This is a genomic window from Symmachiella macrocystis (assembly GCF_007860075.1).
Taxonomy (GTDB): Bacteria; Planctomycetota; Planctomycetia; order Planctomycetales; family Planctomycetaceae; genus Symmachiella; species Symmachiella macrocystis.
The window spans coordinates 119,134-143,123 of sequence record NZ_SJPP01000004.1; the positions used below are offsets into that span (position 1 = coordinate 119,134).

Below are 23,990 nucleotides of genomic sequence, written 5' to 3' on the forward strand. Positions count from 1 at the left end.
TCCGGTCGACTTTCAATGCTCAGATCGCTCCCCGGCAGGCTAAGTGCATCCGAAAGAATCGCTCTTGAGCTTCGACAAATCCGTGTAAATCAACCGAATGAATCTCAGCGAGCTTAGTCTTGAGGCATTCTCTATGTTCATGCCAACGGTTCAGAAAATATTGTTCGTGACCTCCACCGAGGATGGCCGCTTCAATTGCGGGGGCATCGCTGGCATTCAGCTGGTCAACGTTCAGGTCTCCCTTGATCACTGCGCGAGCAAAAACACCACTTGTGAAGTCGGTTTGCTCAATCTCGCGTTCCCAGGTACTTAGCAAGTTTCCGACGCGTCCCATACATTGGGCATGCCAAATCGCTTCCCGGAACCGTCCGAGTTCGTGCACGTCAAATTCTGGCGTGCACATCAGGTCCAGCGTTGAGAAGCTCATCATGTGCATGGCGTGAGGCAAGTATAGTTCGTGTTCGGTGACGTTGAGCAGACTCAGGTTCTCATTGAGCAGGCAGGAGTACCTCATCGTGTTGAAATATTGCATCAAATCGAATTCCAGTAATCGTTTGTACACATCGTGTAGCGGATATTCTGATATTCGGCGTTCGTATATTTGGGATAAGTACTGAGTCACCTCAGCAGTTCTACGGTCCGTTGCTGAAAAACTTTGCATCGCTGGAGTGGGTTGCCCCTCGATGATTTTCATCAAGACTTCCAGCAGCGGCTGATTGCCTTGCTCATCAGCGACGTCGTCCATGAGCACGCAAAGCATGATTGACAAAACCTTTGTGTCACATACGTGACGTCGCCATTGCGGCGCGACATTGGAGATAGTCGTCAACTCCGCGCCGTGCACACACCATTGCCACAAAAATCGCGTCCGATCACCGACCTGAGAATAGGCGTCAAAAAACGCTTCGACCTCGTCGCTCAGTCTCGCCGCCTTGACCAAATCCAGTTCCCGTTGCAACAAGTCTTCCGATAATTCGAACTGTTCGCCTATTTCCGGCCGCTTCCAAAATTCTTTTGATATTGCATCACGACCAGATCCGGCTGAATCAAACCGATTGTGTGCGTCAGGCCTAACCCGTTGATGGGGGAGATCTTTTTGCTTGAAGCTACGCACTGTTTGGACAATTCTGTCGACACGGCTCTGATTCGAGCGATGCGTTGGGGAAGTGTCAGCAGGAGCAGGGTCCAGTCGCAGGCTACTTACTGTGCGGGTGGATTTTGATGTCTTGGATAGGTCCGGCAGCGAAGCCCCTGTTGCAGTTCCCTCGTAATCCGGGTCAAGGATCAGAAATGCGCTGACCCCGTCCGATGTCTCGCCAGACCGATGAGCCTCGGAATTCGCAACATACCTTCCGTGAACTACTTTTGCCGGGATTCCTTCTTGCTCCAGCCGGAGAGCGGCTTGTGCCGCAATCTCATCGTTCGCACCATTGGTGACAATGGTGATTACCTCTCCGTCAGGGAGCGCGCTATTTGCCGGAGTACGTCGGACTTTGTTTGTAATGCCCGGTGGTGTGATCTGTTGGATTCCCTTGTTCATGTCGGTATTCCAGTTCACGTGCATTCTTGAAGGGATTGTGATGTCTTCCAATTGCATTGGCATGACGATTTTCGCTCACGAAATTGTACCAAGTCATCTATTGTGATCATATGAAGGTCAAATTGATTTGCGATTTTAGTCAGTTCCGGACGACGCGCCATCCCAATGCCATCCCGGCTGCAGACTTCGCAGATCACTCCCGCACCGGACAGTCCCGCCAATCGACAAAGGTCGACAGCCGCTTCCGTGTGCCCGGTGCGTGACAAAACTCCGCCAGCTTCGGCCAACAGTGGAAAGACGTGCCCAGGACGAGTGAAGTCTTCCGGTCGGCTTTTGGTGTCGATCATCGCACGAATTGTCAACGACCGTTCGTGAGGACTGATCCCGCTACGACAGCTACGATGGTCAACGGGAATTGCAAAGCGAGGCTGGTCCTTGTCCCTGTTCGACGAGATCATCGGCTCCAACGCCAACTGGGTCGCGAGTTCGGGTAATAGCGGCATACAAAGCTGTCCCCGACCTTCGCTGATCATGAAATGAACCGCGTTTGGGGTGATTGCTTCAGCTGCAATGAAAAAATCACCTTCGTCTTCGCGCTCCTCTGAATCGACGATGATCAGCACTTTTCCGTTAGCTGTCGCTTCAATCGCAGTTTCGATTGTTGAAAAATGGTTTCTTTTCATTTTGTTTCTAGATCCAATGAAGAAAGGAAGAGAGATGACCAAAATGAGAACCGGAGCTTTAGAATTGGAGAGGCAATGTACGAGTGGGAGCATTTACAATCAACCAAAATTCAATGTCTCTGACAAATAATGAATTTGTTGTTCAAAGAATAAAGGGTTTGCCTATCTCCGGTTACATTGCCGTTTGTAATGCTGTGAGAACCTATTCGCATTGCGATGGAGAGATCGACATGGGGCGTTGCGACAGTCAGACCTGATCACCGGCCTGGATAAGAGCAGCCAGGTCTGTGACGCATCGGAAGGCGGTTGTGCTCTTAGCACAGGTTCGCACTGTGGACGATGAGGCCGATCTTGAGCCAAACGGCAGCGTGTTGCGAAAATGCTTTCTCGCAACACGCTTCGACTTCACTCCGTTAGAAAGGGAGTTAGGCAATCGCACCGCACGACGATCGAGCCAGCATCACCTGCGCAGGCTGGAAACTCGGTTTTGCGCATCATCCAGTTCCATGCTTGCCAAGCAGACCAGCGTTTGCTGTGCAGTTCGGCCTCATTCAGCTGGTGGCTGAAAGCATGTGGAGTCGATGTCTACCGAGAGCTCACAAGGTGTTTGTAGAAAACACATGCAAGACTTAGTGGCTCATAGGCTATCGACAGAAAAGACCGCAGGCAGAGCTGTGACTGGAAATCCGATTACGTGATCGAAATAACAACAGCGATTCTTCCCAGCAGATTTGGCAGCGATGAGACATTCGTCAGCTCGTTTGACGAGGTCTAAATTTTCAAGTTCCTCAGTCTGTTCGGCAATCCCAATGGTCAGTGTAATATGCCGAATTTGATTTTCGATGACGAACTTGTGTTTTGCGAACGACTCCAATACCTGTATGCCGCTCATTTGTGCAACGCAGATATCAGAGGCGGGGAGGACAATCGAAAACTCATCACCTCCGTACCGAGCCAGCTGATGTGGTGACTTTAATGAAGCCCCAAGCACCTCCGCCACCTGCCGAAGAACCCGATCACCTTCGACGTGCCCAAAGTCATCATTAATCATCTTGAAATCATCAATGTCGATTAACATGAGACAGTAGGCTTCATTATTCATCTGGTAGCGTTTGAGGCAGCGGTCCAACCAATCGTTCATTGCTCGTCGATTGAATAAGCCCGTGAGAACGTCTGTCCGCGCTTCGGCTTGGGACAATAACAATTGTTTTTTTTGCTCGGCGAGTATCGATCTCACACGCCCAAGTTCCGCATCCATCTCGGCATAGTCGTTTCGACATATTGCTTCTGTTCGAATTTCGTCCAGCCATAGAGATTCGTCGTCAGCATTACTCGAAAGAGCCGGACCAATGGAAATCGAAGTTGCGGCCCACTCACTGGCAGCGAGTGCGTCTTGGAGTTCGTGAAACGGTGCGGTGTGTTCAGGTTTTTCAATGGGCTGTCGAGTCGCCAAATTGTCAGGACTCGATGTGTTGTCACGAGTCGAATGTCTTCGCTTGCACCACTGATACCCCAAACAAGCCCCAATCAATGCACAAGCCAGACAGTTTAGATAATCAAAAATAGTCAAAATACTACCTTTGTCATTATGGCTCAGTGCGACAGTTTCTTGGCTCGACGACTAATGATCGGAACCGTAGACGTTTGGGTATCTAAGCTTACAATTCTGTCGCGGTTTCTGAATTCGGAGACCCGAAGTTCTCGACCATTCGAGAGGATTTTCGTGCCCTTGAGCACTACAATCCCTACTCTGCTCTCAAGAGGACCTCCCAGGAGCCTCTGGCGTTTTTCGGAGTCCTATTGAAGCCACTACAAAGATTTCGATTGGCGATTGGTTCACTGGTTTGTCCTCTGTAACTAGAGAGACCGACTGTGCCAGTGAAAACGTAGCTGCCAGATGTGCGCCCTTAAAAAACAAAGCTCGCAGAATCAGTATTTGTTTCGTGCAGGTGTTTCGACCTGTTGGACCAAGAAGTGCCAAGTCTGTTCAGTTTGTGCGAAAGTCAGAGCATTTCCTGATTCGAGAGAGCCCGCGTTTTAGACCTCATTTGTGCATTCACTGCCTATCAGAGAGTGGCTGATTGCGAAAAGTTGCGGATTACAAGAAATTTGACGATTAGGGTGAAATTTCTAGAGAATCTGGAATTTTGAGAAAATCAGATTGTGAGGACCGATCAATAGACAGATGGCCATTGGGGAATTACCTCGTGAGATCCACTGCATTCTCACTTCGCACGTATAACCTTTGCAAAATCTCCGAAATCCAGAGTCTTGGAGACAGTCGGCGATACTTTGACTTAGGGTTTGACGCAAATCGGGATGAATCATGAAGAAAATTGTGGCTTATCTGCTTCTCGCTGTGGCAGTTCAACTGCTGGTCCCTGGTCGCGCCCAATCTAATGGTGTGGTCCGAGACAGCATTGGTGCAACAAGTTCAGGGCGCGGTGGGACAAATCTCGCACATCATGACAACGGGGCCGTCATTCTGAACAATCCCGCGGCAATGGTGAACGTTAAGGGTTCGGGACTCTCCGAGTTTGGCGTTGATACCGTGATCACGGATCTTGATTATTCCGACCCGGAAAATAACTCAAACGCGGTCAATACAAATGTCCTTCCGGAATTATCGGTGATCCGTAAAAGCCTGGATGGCCGATGGGCCGTGGGATTTGGAGCCTTCGCGCCAGCCGGATATGGTGCGACATGGAAGCTGACGAATCCGGTTTTAGGAACAAATACTTACAAATCGTTTGGCGCGCTGGGTAAAATCATGCCCAGTCTGGCCTACCAGGTGAATGACGATCTCTCCATTGGTGCCTCTTTAGGGGTGGCGGTCAGCCATCTCGAATTCGAAAGCCCATTCTTCTTACAAACCGGCCCGCTGGCCGGAGCACCGACCCAATTCGATTTGCAGGCAACCGGTGCCAGCCTCGCGTGGAACGTCGGCCTGCAGTATAAACTCGATGAGTGGACGACTTTTGGAGCCGGCTTTATTGGCGAGACCCGCATGGATTACGATGGCAATGTTCGCGCTGCTGTGATCGGATTAGGACCGCAGCCGGTCGAAAGCCGCTTCGATGCCGAGGTCGAACTGGCATGGCCACGTTCCGCCGGCGTGGGAGTTGCTCACTGGCTCAATTGTCGGCAACGGATTTCCACAGATCTGATGTGGTACGACTGGTCGCACGCCTATGACCAACTCGACATCAAGTTGCGAAACTCAACGAATCCGATCTTTCCGGCCGTCTTAGGACCTGAAATCACTGAGTCTTTTCCGCTCCGTTGGCGCGACAGTATGTCTGTTCGACTCGGTTATGAATTGTTCAATCCCAACGATTCCGTCTTCCGAGCCGGATACGTTTACAATACACGCAATTTGCCCAGCGCAACGCTCACCCCGCTGATCCCGGCGACCTTGGAACACTCATTTACGATTGGTTACGGGAAGTCATGGAGTGATTGGCAATGGAACTTCGCCTATCAGTTTTCCTTCGGACCGGAAAGGTCGGTCGGCACCAGTGCCTTGGCAGGCGGAGATTTCAGCAACAGCGAGAGCAATTCACAAGCTCACTGGATTTCGCTCAGCCTCATCCGAAGGTTCTAGATTATCCAGCCAATAGTGCACGCCAGCGCATCTGTCCTAGATCGCTCGCGTGCGAGGCTTTGATGCACTCGATGAGCAGCAAGGTAAAGATGATTATGGCTGTTCGCTAAAGTGTCCCATCGAGACCTCGCAGGGTAGCACTACATCGAACGGACAAATTCGGCGATTTTCCACGGATCGGTTTTGGGTACCCCATCGGGCCGGTGGTACGGCGGAAGCCCCTTTTCCTTGAGTAGCCGCTCAACCTCTTCCCAAGCGGCATTCCTTCTCTGTTCTTCTGGAGCTCTGGGGCGCGGGAAGATCCCGTCATCGCCATGCAACAACGCGAGGAAGAACTCGCGGAACGAACCGGCGATGAGCGCTCTCCACGGGTTGAGCCGCTCCCGGTCCCCCCAACAGTCTTGAGGCACGATGTCGTGGTTGAAGACACAGATAGGGTAGTCTCCGTCGGATGTCGCCGATTTGAAATCCATGACGAGCGGGTCACCGCAACCGGAAGCCCATCCGATTTGCATGTAGCCTATTCCCCAGAATTCTGGATGCAGCAACAATTTCAGGCTTTCGTCGAGCCTCTCGTCATGTCTCAAACTGGGCAACGTGTATTCGCCGAAGTCCAGACACGAGGCATGATAACTGAGGAGGAATGCCTTATAGGACAGCGGCAGCAGCGCCGGCAATTGCTGTTCGAAGGTCGTGACATCGGATTCTTTGATTGTGGAGTCGATCAACCTCCAATCGTCGTCATTCCTCATTTCGGTAGACATGCCTGCGCACAATGAAGTGTGCCAGTCGCGCATCTCGCGGCGGGTTAAATCAATGTCTTCAGCCAGCGTTGGCACTGCTGTTACCTCCGTTCGAGCCGTCCGTCTTTTCGAAGAAATAGCTGTTGTTGTTACCTTTCGGCGCGCCGCTTAGATGCCATGTGCTCGTGGACTGGATTACGAATCCCACGCCGGCCCATCCGTCCTAGATGGCACACGCGACGCATTGCTGCACTCGCTGAGCAGTAACGTAAAGATGATTATGGTTGTTCGCTAAAGTGTCCCATCGAGGCCTCGCTGGTAGTACTTGTGCGTGACCTCGTCTTGGTGCTCAAGTAGCCAGTCGATGGAAGGTTCGTTGTGCATGGCTTTATGAATGGCCTGTGCCGTTGCCTTGCGATGAATTTCAAAAAGAGCCTTGTGGTCGAGGTTCTTTTCAGTGGCGGCCCCGGGGTTTAGCCAAACCGAGCAAACGATACCGAGGTCGTTGGCTTTTTCCTTGGGAATGTCTCCCGCTCGGACTGCGTCGAGTACTCCATTTGCGATCGCCGCTTGCACAGTCCCCATTAAAATATTTGTGTAGGCGGTGCTCTTCACCGTCACCTTGCTGACCATCAGAGTCACCGGCCGCACCTGGATATCGGTATCCAGGATTGCAAAGACCTTCGAGTGGCCAGCGGATTGGCCGCCCGTCAAAGTGGCAATCGCCGTGCCGACCGGCCCGTCCAATTCGCCAATGACAACTTCCGGCTCCGCCGCTGTAAACGGTGGTCCGCCAGCGACAAGAGACTCTCCGGTACGCATCACAATTCGATCACTCATGGGGGGCCTGTTCCGTTGTAGGTGAAGTTGATTCAGTTCAAATGGCCAACAGCGTACTCGCCACAACCGACGATGTCCACCACCGACGCGTTTCCGTGTCTTTCACGAAACAGAATAAGTAACCGCCTATCTTCACTTGAACGACCACAGACTTCATCGTCGTATGAGTTCCGCCGGTGCGTGCGAAGTCCACGACTACGTTCGAATCTCGGCACATCCCCAGAACCCCTGGGGCCGACCGTTGTTAGAGACCGGCCTCGGCCGTGTCAAAAACAGGGTGGTTTTCTGGCTGTGCAAATTGACGGGGAGGTCAAGAGTGAGCTTCCTGCCAAAGTTGTCGGTATCGCCGGGTCCTTCGTGGAACTCCGTTTCCACCAAAACCGGTCGTGTAAGTGGTTACGCATTGGAGAGCAACTTCAACGCCCCGGACCTTCTTCGATTACAATCTTTCCGAGTAGAGCCAGAACACCAATTGCCGCAAAAACGGTTCCAAGAAAAGCATCAGTAACGGCACAATGCACTCACCTCGCTCGCCACGCATGTCTAGACGTATGCTCTTGACAAGCCACACCAGCCCAAAACCTGCGATGAACAGACCGCTCAACGCAAACATGAAACCACCGTTGCAGGCGATCTTCTTTCAAGTATTGGGCATGCTTCGCCAACCGGTGATCAAAAGCATTGATGACCAAAAACAATCGCGGGTGAAATAGCCGAGACTGTAGTTCCCCAGGAATAATGGGATACTGAGAAATTCTGCGCAGTGTCCGCTTGAGGGAAATGCACAATGCCTGTTCCGGGTTGAATTCCTGTCGCGGGAGCCAAGGCATGGGAATCAATTACGACGTAAATTCAAGCTGCGCTGGTTTCGGCGGAACGCCTTGTTAAAATGGAGGCCATTCCGCGCTTGGATCGGTTCCAGGCTTATGCCATCTGGCAAATGTCGGCTGGATAGATCGAGGAAACGCCATGCTGCAAATTGCTTATGCTCTGCTGGTCGTCACCCTGCCTGGGGCTCCACTCTATGAAGCGGAACTTGTCTTTCCCGGGGAGCCCAAGCACAATCATTCGCCGGGAATTGTCGAAACGGCCGATGGGGATTTGTTGGTTTGTTGGTTTCATGGTGTGGGGGAGAAAACCGACGACTCGTTGGTGATTCGAGGGGCACGTAAAAAACACGGGGCGGATCAGTGGTCGGCTCCGTTTCTGATGGCGGACAACCAGAACCTTCCCGATCAGAATTGCGTGCTCTTTCTCGATCCGCGCGGCAAGCTGTGGCTGTTTTGGATTTCGTCGCTCGACAACACGTCGGACACTTATCTCTTGAAATATCGCACCTCGAGCGACTATGCCTGTGACGGCCCTCCGAAATGGGATTGGCAAGATGTGCTGCATTGTCGCCCGGTCAATCTGCAACAATACTATCCGGAAAGTGCCGAGCAGGCTCGTGAGGAATTCGCCGAAGAGATCAAAACAAACAAACGGCTGCGGACCCGCCTGGAGTATGGCGTGACGGCCTCCAAAGACAAGTTGGCAAGGCGATTAGGCTGGATGACGCGAACTCATCCCATCATGCTCTCAGACACCCGTATGATGGTGCCGCTGTATTCGGACATTTTCAACTGTTCATTGGCCGCATTTACTGAGGATTGGGGCAAGACCTGGGAATTTAGCGAGCCGATTCTGCCGCTGAACGTTCAGCCGAGTTTTGTCCGCAAGCAAAATGGCGACATTGTGGCCATGATGCGCGACAAAAGCCCCCGTCGCCGCATTCCGCGGTCGGTTTCTAAAGACGGCGGGCAAACCTGGACGCCGACGCAGGGGATGGAAATCCCCAATCCCGACAGCAGTGTGGAGTGCATCGCTCTGAAATCCGGAAACTGGTTGTTGGTCTGCAATGACACGACGGGCGGAGACCGCGGCGGTCGCACACAAATGACGGCCTACCTGTCCGACGACGAAGGGGAAACGTGGAAGTGGCATCGCCTCCTGGAGAAGCACGACGCCTCAACTGCCGCTGCGTATCCGTCCGTGATTGAATCGCGCGACGGCAGCATCCTCTGTGCTTACACCCACTCGCCCAGGCCAAATGAGACGATCAAAGTCGTGCGGTTTAATGAGGATTGGGTCCGCGCCGGTGACGCGGCTGAGTAAGTGCACTCTCCGGAGTGCGCGGCTACGACGCTGACCTTCTGGTTGCGTTTCCCTCCCATTTGGGGGTTTCGATCTCAAGCTAATCTATAGGCGGGGTAACGACGCTTTTTATACTTCCCTGCCCCGAGGAGAGTTCTATGCGTTCCGGTCTCTTTTATAGTGTCCTATGCAGCGTCATTTACATTGCGACCAATGCGCATGGTGCCGAGTATGAATCTGTTACGATCCGCGTCGGGGCGGCGGCCGATTCCGTGGAACTCAAAGTGGCCGAATTGCTCCAGAAGAGGATTGCCGAACCCAGCGGCCTCCCGACGCGCGTCGAACGGACTGACGAGGACGTGCCGACGAATTCTCTACTCATACTGCTAGGCATCCCCGCGCATCATCCAGAGCTGCACAAACAACTCGAAGCCGATCAGATTCCCGCCCTCACCCAGAGCGATCCCGGACCGGAGGGATTCCTGGTCAAAATGCTCGCTGTCGACAACGTGCTGCTGGCAGCTGGAGTGGATCAACGGGGCGTACTCTACGCCGCCGGTGAGATTCTGCGGCAGTTGGATATCAAAGAGAAATCTGTCGAGATTCCTGACACCCTCGACGTGCGTACGGCGCCTGCGTTTGCCATTCGCGGCACACAGTATGGCCAAAGCGGTGTCGCCAAAAAGCTGGCGAAGGTCCGTGATTGGACGCCGGCGGAGACGCAGCGGGTGATTCTGGATTATGCACTGGCTGGTGCGAATACATTCTCAACGGGTCCAGGGCCAATGTTCGATTTCATCAAGTCGTTCGGCTTAATGACCCAAGGCGGCTTCGGCGCCAATACCGGCCCCGGTCCGCCGGAATGGAATGCCAAAGAATCGATCGGCCGGATTGGATACCTCTGTTTGTCGGTCCCCGAAGCCCGTGCCGCTCAGCTCAAACGCTGCGAAGACCAGTTCCGCTCCAGCCCCACTTATGACTTTGTCAAATTCCACGGCGGCGATGGCGGTGGGTGTGAATGCGACCTCTGCGATCCTTACGGGCTGAAGTTTATCCAGGTCGTCGAGAAGATGGCGGCGATTATTCATAAGTACCACCCCACGACGAAAGTCTATTTCACCAACCAGAAATTCGACAACGCCGACGATAACGCCATTTTTAAGTACTTGCAGGAACAGCCACGCGATTGGTTGTGGGGCTGGGGTTACGGGCCGGGATCGGATGCAACGTCGTGGCAGCCGGGGCATCGCCAGACGCACCGCATGGATCTATTTCGCTATCCGGGATTCGGTCCGTACGGCCTTTACCCCCGCGAAATCCTCCGGCAACTTCCGCCGCGACATCAACTCGTGTACTACAACGAAATCACGCACTGGCGCTATGCTCAGCATGCGTACATTCAAATGTACCCCCGCGCCGATCGCGACGGGGAACTCCCGCCGCGGACATCGGGACACGAGATTTACGAGCGGCGGCCGGATCAGGGACTCACCATGGTCTATAACCGGCTAACATTTTACGCTTGGCCGCGGTTTTATCATCGGGTCTTCAACGATCTGATGCGTTACGGCGTTGGAGACATCACCCATTCCAGCGGACACCACGACCATTTCAACCAGTGGATGTGGCAACGCTTGCTCTGGGCTCCGCGGACCAGCGTCGAGGATGTCGTCGACGAATACTGCCGCACTTGGTTCGGCCGGGAAGCTGCGCCGTTGATGGCCGAGGCGATTTTTCAATTGGAGGAGAATCTTGAGGAAGACCCCACGACGCCGCTGATCGAAAAGAAAGGAATCGACCACAATTATCTGCTTGTGAGCCAAGCCGGCGCTGCGATGCCCGAGATTAATCTCCAGAACAACTGGTTGTGGCGGCAATTCATGCAAAAAGCCGCACTCGATAAGTACACGCAACTCGCGGTACGTCAGCAGGCGGAGTTACAGGCCGGCATTGAAAAAAGCATCGCCCAGGCGCTCGCTGGAGGAGATGTCGCCACCGCCATTGATCGTTCGCTCGCGAGTCTCGACGCATTGGACGAATCCGCTGAGATGGCCCAGTTGCGTGAGGAAGCCGGAAAACTGGGCGAAGAAAGCAATGCCCTGTTCGGTGTGCGGAATGAAGGCTATTTCAATTTGAAGCATGATTTCATCGGTCTGGGCTGGCTGAGACGACAACTCGAACAGGCGAAGCAAACAGACGGTGACCATCAAATTGAACTGCTTCAGATGATCGTCGACTACGAGAATCCGGGCCCCGGCGGCTATTACGACAATCTCGGGACTAACAACCGAGCGCCGCACGTCGTGAAGGGTTACCCCTACGATCACGGCCAACCGTATGTTTCGATGATGCTATCCGAAGGCAATCGCCCTAGTCAGCGTTCCATGCACTTTACGCAAGACGAATCCGAGGGGGTCACGCTCAAATATCACGATCTCGATCCCAAGGCTCGCTACCGGGTGCGCTTCACGTTCGTGCGTCCCTGGTATCAATCGCGCTACGCAGAGCGGATGAACCAGAAGTCACAGACGATCCTGGCTGACGATTTGGTGCTTGCCGAAGATCAGCCGTTACCGGAACGAATGAGCGAGTTTTTTACATTCGACATCCCACAAACGGCGACCCACGATGGCGAATTAACGATTCAACTCCGCAAAGCCAAAGATGTTGCCAACGGCCCGCGTGTGGAACGCGAGCAATGGCGCAACAGCGGCGGCTGGGGGACGCTCGTCTCGGAAGTCTGGTTGATGAAACGGGATGATTAAAGCCGCCAACACTCAGACATGGTTTCCGGATTGCTCGAGGCAATTCGTAATTCAATAATAATCGGTCACCTCGCTCGGGCTTTGTGCCATTTGGCAGTACCTGATCGACCGTCGCAGTTCATTGGTTTTCATGTTATGGTGATTAAGCTGTCATTCACGCCGTCGTACTCGACCGTAAGCGACCAACCTGGACCTCGACCTTTTTCTAAAATGGGGAACAACATGGCATCCTTCTTGGCACGATTCCTTGGCATTGCTGTGACGGCCCTCTTCTGCGGCCTCACAAATTCTTCTTTTGCCAGCGCGGCTGACGGGAAGACTCTCGACCTGTCAAAGGTGGAAATTGTCGGCACTCAGGAGGGTTCTTTGCCTGCGAAGGCCTCTGCACTATTGACTGATGAAATTGAGAAGCGAACCGGGATTCGCGTGCCGATAGTGGAGGGAGCTCAGAAACCAGAAACTCCCACCATCGTGATCCAAACGGTCGCTCAATTTCAGGACGGCAAACTCCCCGATGGTCTCGAGCCGCCGAGTCGCGACGATGCCTATGCGATTTGGGTTGATCAAACGCAGCCGAGTCCGACCGTCATGTTGCTGGGTTTCGACGAGCGCGCGACACTCTATGCCGCGGGACGATTATTGCGGTTATTATCCATGACCAAAGGCAAGCTGGAGCTACCCGCGGATGTCCGTATTTCCACGGCTCCCGATGTCGCCATCCGTGGCCACCAACTCGGTTTCCGCGAAACGGCCAACAGTTACGACGCCTGGGATTTGAAGCAATACGAACAGTACCTCCGCGATCTCATTGTATTCGGCGCCAATGCCATTGAATTGATTCCTCCCGTCAGCCCAGACGAGCCGCGCGGTCCACTGATGCCGCTTCACCCTTGGGAAATGAATCAGAAACTGAGCGCGTTGATCGGCTCTTATGGGATGGATGTTTGGATGTGGGTGCCGGTCGAAGCAGATGTGAACGATCCCAAACAGGCTGAAGAAGAACTCAATCGTATGCGGACGCTGTTTCAATCGTGTTCGCACATTAGCGATATTTTTGTGCCAGGAGGCGACCCCGGCCATACGCCGCCGGACATTCTGCTGCCATGGCTGTCACGCATGGCGGCGGCGCTTCACGAAACCCATCCTGATGCGGGCTTGTGGGTTTCCAACCAGGGATTCACTCCAGAACAAAACGAAGACCTGTTTAATTACTTGCGGACGGCCGAGCCGGATTGGTTGGAGGGAATTGTTTTCGGCCCCTGGGCGAAGATTTCTTTGGCCGAGGCTCGTGCGCGGACGCCGCGGAAATTTCGCATCCGTCGTTATCCGGACATCTGCCACACACTCCGCTGCCAGTATCCGGTCCCCGATTGGGATCCCGCTTTCTGTCAGGCCCTCGGCCGCGAACCATACAATCCTCGCCCCCGAGCGATGGCCCACATTCACAATTCCCTGGCAGATCTCGCCGATGGATTCGTTTGCTACTCCGACGGAATTACCGACGATGTCAACAAAACAATCTGGAGCGCGTCGGGTTGGGATAACAATCTGAATGTCGAGGAAATCCTGAGCGAATACGGTCGATATTTCATCGGACAAGAGCAAGACGAAGCCATTGTGCAAGGCTTACTTGGGCTGGAAGAAAATTGGCGGGGACCGCTGCTCGCGAATGAGAATATCGAGAAAACGCTCGCCCAATGGAAAGAAATCGAAAAGCAACTTCCCGAGGCATCTCAGACGAACTGGCGTCTACAACTGCCGATTTTGCGAGCAAATTATGATGCATACCTCAAACGAAGACTCGTTCGGCATACGCAAATCGAACAGGAAGCCAAAAACCAACTTCGCAGAGCCCCGAAAATCGGTGTGAAGCCAGCGATCGACCAGGCGCGCAAAACGCTCGCCCAGGTCGAGGACGACGACACGGCACATGATGTGCGCAGCAAGCTCGTCGAACAGGGCAAGTTGCTCCACGAAAGCGTCCGCATGCAATTGGACACGCCCAACTACGGCGCGAACCGGCCTGATCGTGGTGCTGTACTCGATTATCTCGACTTCTCGCTGAACGATAGTCCCTGGATGGAAGCTCAGTTTGCAGAGATTCTCAAGCTCGACGACAAACAAGAGCAACTGCGGCGGATTCAGCAAATCGTCGATTGGGAAGACCCCGGTCCAGGGGGATACTATGACGATCTGGGACGCGTTGGACGTCAGCCGCATCTTCTACCTGCGACTCGCGAGAACGCCTGGAAAGCCGACCCCGGTTTTGTCAGCTCGTCGCAATCAGAATTTGGCAACCGTGTGAACGGGAACCTCTTGAAACTGAATGATGGAAAGCTCTCTTGGCTGAACCAGGCAGAAACGCTCTTTGGTAAACCACTGCGAATGCGATACACGAACCTCGATCCGTCGGCGAAGTACCGCCTACGGGTAACCTACACCGGTCGCTTCCGCGCGACGATGCGATTGCTGGCCGACCAAAGCCACGAAATCCACGGCCCGCTCCCCCAACCGGCTGAACCGTGGCCGATCGAATTCGACATCCCACAAGCCGCCACCGCTGACGGGGTCCTAGATCTCCAATGGGAACTGCTTGCCCAGCGCGGTTGTCAGGTCGCGGAGGTCTGGCTGATCAAGCAATGACGTTATGACCGTATCCGTAACTACATCGAAATCCGAAACTGCCGACAACTTGCATTTGTCGGCAGCGCGGTAAATGCTTGTCCCATATCCTGTGAACCCCGCGACAACACAAACAATTTATTTGCCGGACCGGCCCCAGATTGTTATTTTGTCTTTGCCTGTTTAGCCATTGGTCGTTTTCGCTTGTGGCGAAACGGCCAATGAAATTAGCTCAGAATCCGTTCGCGGCACACGCTGGACAGACAAATGACCAAAGGGAAATACCAGAGGACGCAGGATAACCAATCCGAATTGCCGCCGCCTCCCATTCGGTGGCCGCTAGTGATTGGTCTGTCTCTCGTGCTCGGAATCGCTGTCTTTGTCGGGGTGATCGTTATCACGTCCGAGACAGGGCCGCCACAACGCCCGAACGGCGCAATAGCGAGAAGGCTGGAATTTTATAACACATCACAAGCTGGCAAAGCACCGCAGAAAACACCACATATTACTGTTTGGTGGGACGACATTCCCGCTCTATTGCGGAAGGCAACGGGCCAGCTGGAGAACGCGTCCAGCAACATTCATCCCGGGGACTACGTCGGTCCGGAAGCCTGTCGTGAGTGTCATAAGGAGAACTACGACAGTTGGTCACATCATCCGCATCGCTGGATGAACGCGTTGGCCGATACGTCCACCGTTGTCGGTGACTTTTCCGGCAAGAGCATTTCGTACCTCGGCGGCAAGGCGACGTTTTTCAAGGAGAACGGCGAATACCGCATGCGGCTCGAGCGAGAAGAAACGCAAACCTATGCGATTCATCAAACGATCGGATCGCGTTTCTTTCAGTACTACATTGGCAAACAGATCGATGGTCCAATATCTACAACTCAACGGACCGATCAGCAAGAACTCGACCACGTTCTGCCATTAGGCTATTGGATCGATCCGGGGGAATGGGTCCCGATTGTTCACGTCGGACAACATGAAGAATTACCGGATGGCCAAAGGATGGACCCTTTCGATGCGCGAAGTTACCAGAACAACTTTTCCCTGTACTCGGATGCCTGTGATGCCTGTCACACCACGAGCCCGTTGGGTGATCTGCTGTCGGGTAACGCCAACCAATTGGCCCGCGAAGTCCCTGGCAACATCGAATGGGCGGTCGCGAACTATTTAGCAGAAGAACGCCCGCACTGGTTGCCGCCCCAGCACAAATCCCTGCCTGACGCACAAGCAGTCGGCGTGCTCAATTCGCTCGATGCCATCCCAGCTTCGGAGCATGCCGTTACGTTGGGAATCAGTTGTGAGTCGTGTCATCTCGGTTGTCGCGAGCATGCTGAGCACCCGGAAATTCTCCCCAAGTTTTTCCCCTACAGTCCCCACTTACTCTCCGGGTCCGTGGACAAACCAACCGACTTGGGGCGTACACACGACAACGTCAACTGGGCCTGCGGCCGCTGCCACTCCGGCGAGCGCCCTCAGTTTGCCGGCGGCATGTCCACTTGGAATTCGACCGAATTCTCCGACGCCATGCGCGGCAGTTGTTACAGTGAGCTAAAGTGCATCGATTGCCATAACCCGCACCAAGCGATTGGTCAGAAATGGACGTCGACACCGGCAAAAGATGACGCGCGCTGCATCAAGTGCCATCAGGAATATGAATCGGAAGAAGCTCAAGCCGCGCACTCGCATCATCAACCGGGCAGCAAGGGGAGTCGGTGCATGAACTGCCATATGCCAAGAATCAATGAGGGCATGCAGGACGTCGTGCGCACTCACACGATTTTCTCGCCGACAAACACCGACATGATCCAGAACAACAATCCCAATGCGTGCAATCAATGCCACACAGACAAGTCGATCGATTGGACGATTGACTACTTAGGGAAATGGTATGGCTCAAATTTTGTCGCTAACAAAAGACAGGCTCACTCTACAAGCCCTGCGCACTCAGCGGCTTTGGACTGGTTGCAGAGCAAAAACGAAGCGGTTCGGCTGGTTGCCGCAGATTCCCTGTTCCGTACAAAATCCGTTTGGGGGCAGGACACGACGATCCAGGACGCGTTGATCAACGCCCTGGACGATCCGTATTTGCTGAACCGTCAATTCGCGCGTCGTGGATTCGAAGAGTTGCTGGGCGTAAAGCTACTAGACTATGGTTACCGTTTCTACATGATGCCCGAAGAACGGAAACAGCCAATGGCCAAACTGCGTCAGGTACTCCGGGCCGCTTTCGCAGAGTCGACGCCTAAAAAAGCGGAGTGAAAACCAGCCTGCGATGGCTGGCGTTGCCGACAGCGAGGCATTCCCGAGTCAGTCATGCTGCACAGGGCAGCCAGTCGGTCGCCACTTACTCCGGTTGTGAAGCGCCCTGATCTTTCGACGGGTCACTCTCCGGAACCTCTTTCTGGGATCCCTCAATCTCGGCGATAGCTGCCTCTAAAACAGGAGCCGTTTTCGGATCGGTGAAGAAGTATTCAAATCTCGGTTCCGCCTTGAGTCGCTCCGCATCGTTGAATCCCGAACTCATCAGCTTACCGATGGTTGTATTGAATTCCCCGGGTTCAAAATGGTAAAGACCTTCCATGCGAGCGCGGTTGAAATAGATCTCCTGGCAAAGTTGCACTTCTTCTTCGGACAAGTCCGCATGGTTTTTCTGCAAACGGTCCATCTCCAGACTCGCCGAACGAATGGCGACCCCCATGTGGTGTTGGTCGAGCATCTTTCCGTTTTCGTCGGTTGCTTCTTTGGCATAGAACGAGGCGAGTTGTGCCCGGCCGTAGGCGACCTTGGCCTCACGATGATCGGGGACCTGTGTCAGCAAACTCATTGACAAGTCGACAACCTCATCGATTTTTTTCGGATCCTGTTCTGCCTCCTCCAGGAGTTCGTAAACCTTTGGCAACGTTTCCTCAACCTTTGCGACTTTCTCCCGAATTTGTTCTGGAGTATCAGGCGGAGCCACAGGGAATTTTTTTAAGGCTTCGTCAATCTGGGCCTGGGCTTCCTCCTTGGAGTATTCTCGCGGACCAGACTGTCCCTGACCACAACCGACTTCAAAGAGAATCACAGCACAGATCAAACTTCGTACGACCACGGTCGCCCAACGTGCTGCTGTCTGCACAGTCGAGCTGCGGACGACAGACGGACAACGAGTATCATCGAGCCGAGACAGCCGCTTTCGGTACTGCGACAGGCCCTGATCATTGCCAAGTTGGATTGGATCTGAAACGGGATCGTTGAATGATCTAGCGGTTTCGTGCGACACGGTCGAATGGTCCCAAATGAGGTTCTAACGAGGGGGGAGGGGGTTAAGCAGACATCACCGAAAAAGCACACGAGCTTGATTATGATCGGATCTATGCAGGCCTGCAAGCTTCCTGTTTGTGATTTCATGGGGGGCGCGCACCAAACCGTGATGTGTGCGAGCGATGAAGTACCACACGTTTCAAGCACTCACAATGGAGGACCGCCGTCTTCACGATTAACCCGCAGTTTCTTGGCTTTGGAGAAGTGACTCCCCGGCGACTTCGGTCAATTCGCAGCGACAACACAACAGACTTCTACCGAATGGTCGGATGGTCCGAAAACGTTCCTTCTATATAAGTTGTATTGAATCTCTTCGACGCATTCTGCGAACACTTCTATGCAAATAGCTGAAACTAACAAGCCTGGGAATTGAAGCTAGTTATATGAAAAACGACTTGATTTAACCAAGCATTGGATCTTAGACAACCAATACCAACCATCATTAGAACGCCATACTTGGAGCGACTACCTCACAGAGTACAGACACTCTTCTTAAGTAACGCTCAATTATCCCGTCAGATATTTTCAGATTCTGATAATAATTTTGTTGAACGTCAAACTCAGCCACGCTATGCTGACCGAATGTTCAATCGAGGGAGTTTCAACAAACGATTTGAAGGTGCGGGGGACTGCCCCAAAGGTAAGGCCTCTTCCGGCGATCACAGGGCCATCCACTTCGGTCCTGATCTTGGCACCAGAAGGATTAGGTGTTACGAAACTCGCTCATGTACATCTCGTTATTTTACGCTGTCCCATTACCCTTGTTTGTATTTTATTGAGGAGAAGGTCGCATGGAGTCGAAAAGACGCGGTTTTACGTTGATTGAATTGTTGGTGGTAATAGCCATCATCGCAATTCTAATCGCATTGCTCCTTCCAGCGGTACAGCAAGCCCGCGAAGCAGCACGTCGTACGCAGTGCCGAAACAATATGAAGCAGATCGGCCTGGCGCTGCATAACTATCACGATATTCACTTGTCATTTCCTCCGGGTCGTATGAGCCCTGGGAAAGACGGTGGCAACGGGGAATGCTGGTATGGCTGGATCTCGCCACTGAAGCACATTCTGCCCATGATTGACCAAGGGAATATTTACAATCAGCTCGACCACCATGAGACGCGCGTTCGAAACGGCTCACCGCTGTGCAACAAAAATTCCTTTGTGGCAAACCTTGCTCTTCCCGCGTTCATGTGTCCGACTGATCCCGGCCATCAGTCCGGTGTGAACACGAACAGCTACCGCGCTAATTTCGGTGTGACCGTTGGCGGCGGGAGAAATTTCGGCGACCAAGACCAGGTCGATCCGGTTTACACTGCGCGTGTTGGGGGTGAGATGGACGGTGCACTCGGTGGTATGTTCACCGATAGTGCTGGCGTCCCCATTCGGAGGGTCACCGATGGTACCTCAAACACTGTCATCTACGCTGAGCGTCTGATCGGCCGCCCTGACACTTCCAGTATTTATATTGGGAATTACCTACATAGAAATCAGGGGACCAGTATTATCGACAAGAACGATCCGAATAACACTACGGCATTCGTCCTTGGCGAATGTGCTGCAGCCTTCGCTGCCGGACCACTCCCGAGTGACTTCAGGGGCGACTTTGGCTACACAAGTGGCGATGACCCTGCATGGTATTACTCAAGTTATCAGCATGGAGCGTACAACCACGTTCTCACTCCAAATTCAGCGCAATATGACTGTGGAGCCGGATCTATTCCGGACAGCCCTCACGAAGTTGCGATCATGTCCGCTCGCAGTGCGCATACTGGAGGCGTGCAGTGCACCCTCGCTGACGGAAGTGTCCGTTTCGTAAGCGACAGCGTCGACCTGGGACTCTGGCAGGCAGCCGGAACTCGAGCCGGCGGTGAAGTTCAAGGACAATGGTAGGACTGCTGAGGGTGCAGAGTTTGATTCTTCCCGGCTGCAAATGCGGTCGGGAAGGACTTGTTTTTTCAGTGCATCATTGCTTCCGACTGCAGTTGCAGTCGGAAGCTTTCATTTTAAGTTGGCCGCTCGCAGATTTGCATGTCTGTCCGGCTGTCTTCTAACACACTCCAAGCGGACCGCACCGAGGTACAGGGATCGATCGTGAGGATCGACCTAGATTATGGTGTGCCTCAGAGTCATAGGCCATGGTGCGCCCCAGAGATCTTGGCGGCGTGATTCGGATTTTGCGACATAAAATTTCACAGGGATAAAAAACGATGAACAACAAGCTTCGTTTGGCGAGCTACTTGTGTACTCTCTTTTTGCTGGTGGGTTGTGGGGAAAGTCGCACAAGCATCGACACGCGAGGGTACTACGGCGCGTTTAACATGATTGAGTTGGAAGTCAACGATATGGACCAGTATGTTAATTCCAAGAATTACAAGGTGCAGTACAACCCGGTTGAGGATCAACTGGGGAGCGCCATCTACGCCTTTATGAGAAACGAGGACGTGAAAGGTACTCCACTGGAAGCCGAGGCAAAGAAGCTAGCCGATCAGGAACAACAGATCTTGAAGATCTGGAAGACTCGTGACCGGTCAGTGGAGAAAATCAGAACTGCCGTGAAGGAGATGCAGGATCAGGTCGAGCACTTGAAGACGATGTTATAGTGAGTGTTTTTTTGACTACGGTCAAATAAAAACAGGATCTCTAGTCCTGAGCCCTGATCTGCAGTCTATTGGCAGCACTGGTGCAGGTACGCGGAACGGTAGCCTGCGCTGTGTCCACGGCGAATCATTGAATGCGGATACGGCATCAGGCTGAAAGCAAGAGAATTCATCATGCTTTGGCTGCTCTTTTCTACTCGTGAAGCTTCTGCCAAGTGGGCTGGTTTGAGCTGTCTGGTTGCAATTCAGACTTGGTACCAGCACCGAGACCGACACGTTTGACTTCGTGCGGCTAAACGACCCGGACTTGGTCAGTGCACCTCTCTTCTGCTGTCATATTTCTTGAGCCTCTGGATCTTACTGGCGTGAGTCCCACCGAAGCTGGACGTGACTTGAGGAGGCGGTCTTGAGATGCCCCGTTCTCCGGTGCTGGAGGGTGTGAGAATCGGTCGGCTACGAATGTCGAAACAAAGACTCTTTTGCCACATCACATTTGACGTTCTAGGAATCTGAACAACAGTCGAAACGCCTCCAGGCCTGTCTTAGAAAAGTTTTTTCGCTGGCTTATTTCTTGAGAGTCGAAAGTTCGTGAGCCCCGCCTGAAGCTACTGAGAAAAGTAGTCGTGAATAAACATTAATTGCCAATTGAGGGAAGATTTCATGTCTTTGCGACGCATTGTTACCGCAACCGCGATTGTTTTCTCGACTCTCATAGGAACGGCATGTTTTGCAGAGGAGAAGCTAGACCTTGGCCAGTCGATTTTAATCGCGCCCGTTGCGGGGCCAATTGGTAAAGCAGCGGATTTTCTCAGCGATGAAGTTTATACGCGAACGGGAATTCGCTGGTACATCCGAGATCACTTTGACGGTGCAGCCAAGGTGGTACTGTGCACAGTCGATGACGTACCTGAGGGCGTGACACTTCCTGAAGGGCTGAAGGTCCCGGAAGCTGCCGAGGGTTTTGCCATTGGCGTAAAAGGAGACACGGTCTTTCTAGTCGGTCGCGATCCGCGCGGCGTGCTGTATGCGGCGGGACGTCTGTTGCGGGCCATGGAATTGCGCCCCCGAAAGATCTCGTTACCACGCAGTACACAGGTCTCGACATCACCGAAATACCCGATGCGGGTCCATCAGTTAGGATACCGAAATTCTGCGACCAGTTACGACCTCTGGACGGAGGAGACCTACGAACAATACTTGCGGGAACTGGCGATTTTTGGATGTAGCGGAGCTGAATTGATTCAGGAATCCCCTCCCGGTGAAAAAGACAGCGTGTTGATGGCCGAGCCGCAGTGGGATATGAACCTGCGGCTTGCGAAAGTTCTCAACGACTATGACCTGGATGTGTTTATGTGGTATCCCGTTCCAATTCTGGGGGATGACCAAGAGAAATACGATAGAGAGATTGGGTATCGGGAACGGTTTTTTGAGGAAATGCCACGGATCGATCACCTCTTCGTTCCCGGCGGAGATCCCGGGAACAACCATCCGAAGGTTTTGATGCCCGCATTGGAACAGATGGCACAAACGCTGCACAAGCGATTCCCCGATGCCGGTGTATTTGTCTCGAATCAAAAGATGATCCCTGAATGGACCGAGTGGATGTTTAATTACATCCGCGAGGAGCAGCCGAATTGGCTGGGCGGATATGTGTACGGGCCAGGGACGAAACACTCGATCATGGATGCGCGCAAGTGGTTACCGGAACAGTATCAAATTCGCCGCTACCCGGACATCACGCACAACGTTCGCTGCCAATTTCCTGTACCGCATTGGGATGGGCGGATGGCTCAGACCGTGGGGCGCGAAGGAGTCAACCCGCGGCCGGGACACAACCACATGGCCCACAACACGTACGCCGAATACGCCAACGGCTTTGGTTCCTATTCCGACGGAATCAATGACGATCTGAATAAGATGATTTGGAGTACACTGGCCTGGGACCCGAATACGGACATTCACGAAATCGTCGTGGATTACGGTCGCTTATTCTTTGGCGAAGATGTCGGCCAGGATGTAGCCGACGGGCTATGGATGCTCCAGGAAAACATGACGGGCGATTTGCTTGAAAATGAAACCGTTCCCAAGACGTTGGCCAAATGGCGTGCGATTGGCGAGAAGGTCACTCCCCAAGTTCGCAAGAGTTGGCGCTATCAGATGTATCTGATGCGTGCGCTGTTCGATCAATATACCCGCGAGCGTTATATTGCCGACATGAAGCACGAAAAGGCAGCCTACGCCGCTTTAGCAAAAGCTCCTCAAGTGGGAGCAGCCAAGGCGATTGCCGCGGCGAAAAAAGAGTTGTCCCAAGCTGATAACTACCAGAAGGGTGACTCACTGCGACAGGAAATGGCTGAACTGGCCGACGACATGTTTCACAGCATCGGATATCAGTTCAGCGTCAAGCCCCCTTATTTCACGCGCAATCCAGAACGGGGCGCGCTGTTGGATGCGCTGGACGTTCCCTTAAACGACCGGCCGTGGCTTGAGGATCAATTCCAACAAATCCTGGCATTGGAAGAAGCGAAAGAGCAACTGCAGCGGATCGATAATCTTGTCAATTGGGAAGACCCGGGGCCGGGCGGATTTTACGACGATTTGGGCGATCCCGAAAGACAGCCGCATGTGGATCATTTGTCGACGTATGAAGAAAACCCCAGCCGTATTGACCGCATGACCGAAGCGCATTATCGCTGGGTAAATAATGACACCATCCAGGTGGATCCGAGATTTCGGTTTTCTATGTTGAGCAGCGCACAAACACTACATGGCGCGCCGCTGATCATGCGATACGAGGGACTGGATCAGGACGCGGAGTACAAACTTCGCGTGATCGAGTTCGGCCGATTTGGTGCATCGATTGATTTGGTCGCCGATGACAAATTTCCTATTCACGGCCCACTGCGTCCAACCCTGCCCCTGGCGCCGGTCGAATATGACATCCCGCAAAAAGCAACGGCGGACGGGAAATTGGAGTTAAAGTGGGGTCTTGTTGAAGGTCGTGGAACGCAGGTGGCAGAAGTCTGGTTGATTAAAAAATAGTGATGTCAGCCGTGGTTGGAACATGCGGGACAAACGACCCGCGTAATGATTTCGACCACAAACGCTACTGTTTAGGCCAGCCTACCCCTACTGATTCACGACATCGCGTCGAA

General features: G+C 53.2%; 15 protein-coding genes. 9 read left to right on the plus strand and 6 right to left on the minus strand.

Going from position 1 to position 23,990, the window contains the following annotated elements; genetic code table 11:
• Positions 1-19: 19 nt before the first annotated feature.
• From CA54_RS29935 to CA54_RS27870, 3 genes are all read right to left on the minus strand, one after another.
• Positions 20-1,591 (minus strand): hypothetical protein, encoded by a 1,572-nt coding sequence (locus tag CA54_RS29935; protein WP_231963229.1) that lies wholly within the window; start codon positions 1,589-1,591, stop codon positions 20-22.
• Positions 1,555-2,223: a 3,4-dihydroxy-2-butanone-4-phosphate synthase gene (ribB, locus tag CA54_RS27865; RefSeq protein WP_197532912.1), complete on the minus strand. Its 669-nt coding sequence runs from the start codon at positions 2,221-2,223 to the stop codon at positions 1,555-1,557. The genes CA54_RS29935 and ribB overlap by 37 nt, the downstream gene beginning before the upstream one ends.
• Positions 2,224-2,860: 637 nt before the next feature.
• Positions 2,861-3,676: a GGDEF domain-containing protein gene (locus tag CA54_RS27870; RefSeq protein WP_146374303.1), complete on the minus strand. Its 816-nt coding sequence runs from the start codon at positions 3,674-3,676 to the stop codon at positions 2,861-2,863.
• Positions 3,677-4,549: 873 nt separating this feature from the next.
• Between CA54_RS27870 and CA54_RS27875 the strand changes: the two genes are divergently transcribed.
• Positions 4,550-5,827: an OmpP1/FadL family transporter gene (locus CA54_RS27875; RefSeq protein ID WP_146374304.1), complete on the plus strand. Its 1,278-nt coding sequence runs from the start codon at positions 4,550-4,552 to the stop codon at positions 5,825-5,827.
• Positions 5,828-5,967: 140 nt separating this feature from the next.
• On the opposite strand, the gene CA54_RS27880 is transcribed toward CA54_RS27875, so the two are convergent.
• Both CA54_RS27880 and fae read right to left on the minus strand, forming a co-directional pair.
• Positions 5,968-6,666, minus strand: coding sequence for an SMI1/KNR4 family protein (locus CA54_RS27880; RefSeq protein WP_146374305.1), 699 nt, complete (start codon positions 6,664-6,666; stop codon positions 5,968-5,970).
• A 195-nt stretch (positions 6,667-6,861) separates the two neighbouring features.
• Positions 6,862-7,410: a formaldehyde-activating enzyme gene (gene fae, locus CA54_RS27885; RefSeq protein ID WP_145426324.1), complete on the minus strand. Its 549-nt coding sequence runs from the start codon at positions 7,408-7,410 to the stop codon at positions 6,862-6,864.
• Positions 7,411-7,997: 587 nt separating this feature from the next.
• On the opposite strand from fae, the gene CA54_RS30045 reads away from it, so the two are divergent.
• From CA54_RS30045 to CA54_RS27905, 5 genes are all read left to right on the plus strand, one after another.
• Positions 7,998-8,123, plus strand: a complete 126-nt coding sequence (locus CA54_RS30045; protein WP_261343772.1) for a hypothetical protein — start codon at positions 7,998-8,000, stop codon at positions 8,121-8,123.
• A gap of 256 nt (positions 8,124-8,379) precedes the next feature.
• A complete protein-coding gene (locus CA54_RS27890; protein ID WP_146374306.1) occupies positions 8,380-9,564 on the plus strand; it encodes a sialidase family protein in 1,185 nt (394 codons plus the stop codon).
• Positions 9,565-9,701: 137 nt separating this feature from the next.
• Positions 9,702-12,308: a hypothetical protein gene (locus CA54_RS27895; protein ID WP_146374307.1), complete on the plus strand. Its 2,607-nt coding sequence runs from the start codon at positions 9,702-9,704 to the stop codon at positions 12,306-12,308.
• Between the two features lie 390 nt (positions 12,309-12,698).
• Positions 12,699-14,951 carry a hypothetical protein gene (locus tag CA54_RS27900; RefSeq protein WP_146374308.1) on the plus strand — a complete coding sequence of 751 codons (2,253 nt, stop codon included), beginning with the start codon at positions 12,699-12,701 and terminating at the stop codon, positions 14,949-14,951.
• A 246-nt stretch (positions 14,952-15,197) separates the two neighbouring features.
• Positions 15,198-17,195 (plus strand): cytochrome c3 family protein, encoded by a 1,998-nt coding sequence (locus tag CA54_RS27905; RefSeq protein ID WP_146374309.1) that lies wholly within the window; start codon positions 15,198-15,200, stop codon positions 17,193-17,195.
• A gap of 85 nt (positions 17,196-17,280) precedes the next feature.
• On the opposite strand, the gene CA54_RS27910 is transcribed toward CA54_RS27905, so the two are convergent.
• Positions 17,281-18,054: a hypothetical protein gene (locus CA54_RS27910; protein ID WP_146374310.1), complete on the minus strand. Its 774-nt coding sequence runs from the start codon at positions 18,052-18,054 to the stop codon at positions 17,281-17,283.
• A 976-nt stretch (positions 18,055-19,030) separates the two neighbouring features.
• Between CA54_RS27910 and CA54_RS27915 the strand changes: the two genes are divergently transcribed.
• The 3 genes from CA54_RS27915 (at position 19,031) to CA54_RS27925 (ending at position 23,877) form a co-directional block, all read left to right on the plus strand.
• On the plus strand, positions 19,031-20,128 hold the full coding sequence (locus CA54_RS27915; RefSeq protein ID WP_146374406.1) for a DUF1559 domain-containing protein: 1,098 nt from the start codon (positions 19,031-19,033) through the stop codon (positions 20,126-20,128).
• A gap of 317 nt (positions 20,129-20,445) precedes the next feature.
• Positions 20,446-20,838, plus strand: a complete 393-nt coding sequence (locus CA54_RS27920; RefSeq protein ID WP_146374311.1) for a hypothetical protein — start codon at positions 20,446-20,448, stop codon at positions 20,836-20,838.
• A gap of 657 nt (positions 20,839-21,495) precedes the next feature.
• On the plus strand, positions 21,496-23,877 hold the full coding sequence (locus tag CA54_RS27925; RefSeq protein ID WP_146374312.1) for a hypothetical protein: 2,382 nt from the start codon (positions 21,496-21,498) through the stop codon (positions 23,875-23,877).
• Positions 23,878-23,990 lie beyond the last annotated feature (113 nt).

Coding starts and splice junctions, on each gene's coding strand:
- CA54_RS27905 (WP_146374309.1), top strand. CDS start 15,198: ATGACCAAAGGGAAATACCAGAGGACGCAGGATAACCAATCCGAATTG.
- CA54_RS27925 (WP_146374312.1), top strand. CDS start 21,496: ATGTCTTTGCGACGCATTGTTACCGCAACCGCGATTGTTTTCTCGACT.
- CA54_RS27915 (WP_146374406.1), top strand. CDS start 19,031: ATGGAGTCGAAAAGACGCGGTTTTACGTTGATTGAATTGTTGGTGGTA.
- fae (WP_145426324.1), bottom strand. CDS start 7,410: ATGAGTGATCGAATTGTGATGCGTACCGGAGAGTCTCTTGTCGCTGGC.
- CA54_RS27890 (WP_146374306.1), top strand. CDS start 8,380: ATGCTGCAAATTGCTTATGCTCTGCTGGTCGTCACCCTGCCTGGGGCT.
- CA54_RS30045 (WP_261343772.1), top strand. CDS start 7,998: ATGAACAGACCGCTCAACGCAAACATGAAACCACCGTTGCAGGCGATC.
- CA54_RS27895 (WP_146374307.1), top strand. CDS start 9,702: ATGCGTTCCGGTCTCTTTTATAGTGTCCTATGCAGCGTCATTTACATT.
- CA54_RS27875 (WP_146374304.1), top strand. CDS start 4,550: ATGAAGAAAATTGTGGCTTATCTGCTTCTCGCTGTGGCAGTTCAACTG.
- CA54_RS27920 (WP_146374311.1), top strand. CDS start 20,446: ATGAACAACAAGCTTCGTTTGGCGAGCTACTTGTGTACTCTCTTTTTG.
- ribB (WP_197532912.1), bottom strand. CDS start 2,223: ATGAAAAGAAACCATTTTTCAACAATCGAAACTGCGATTGAAGCGACA.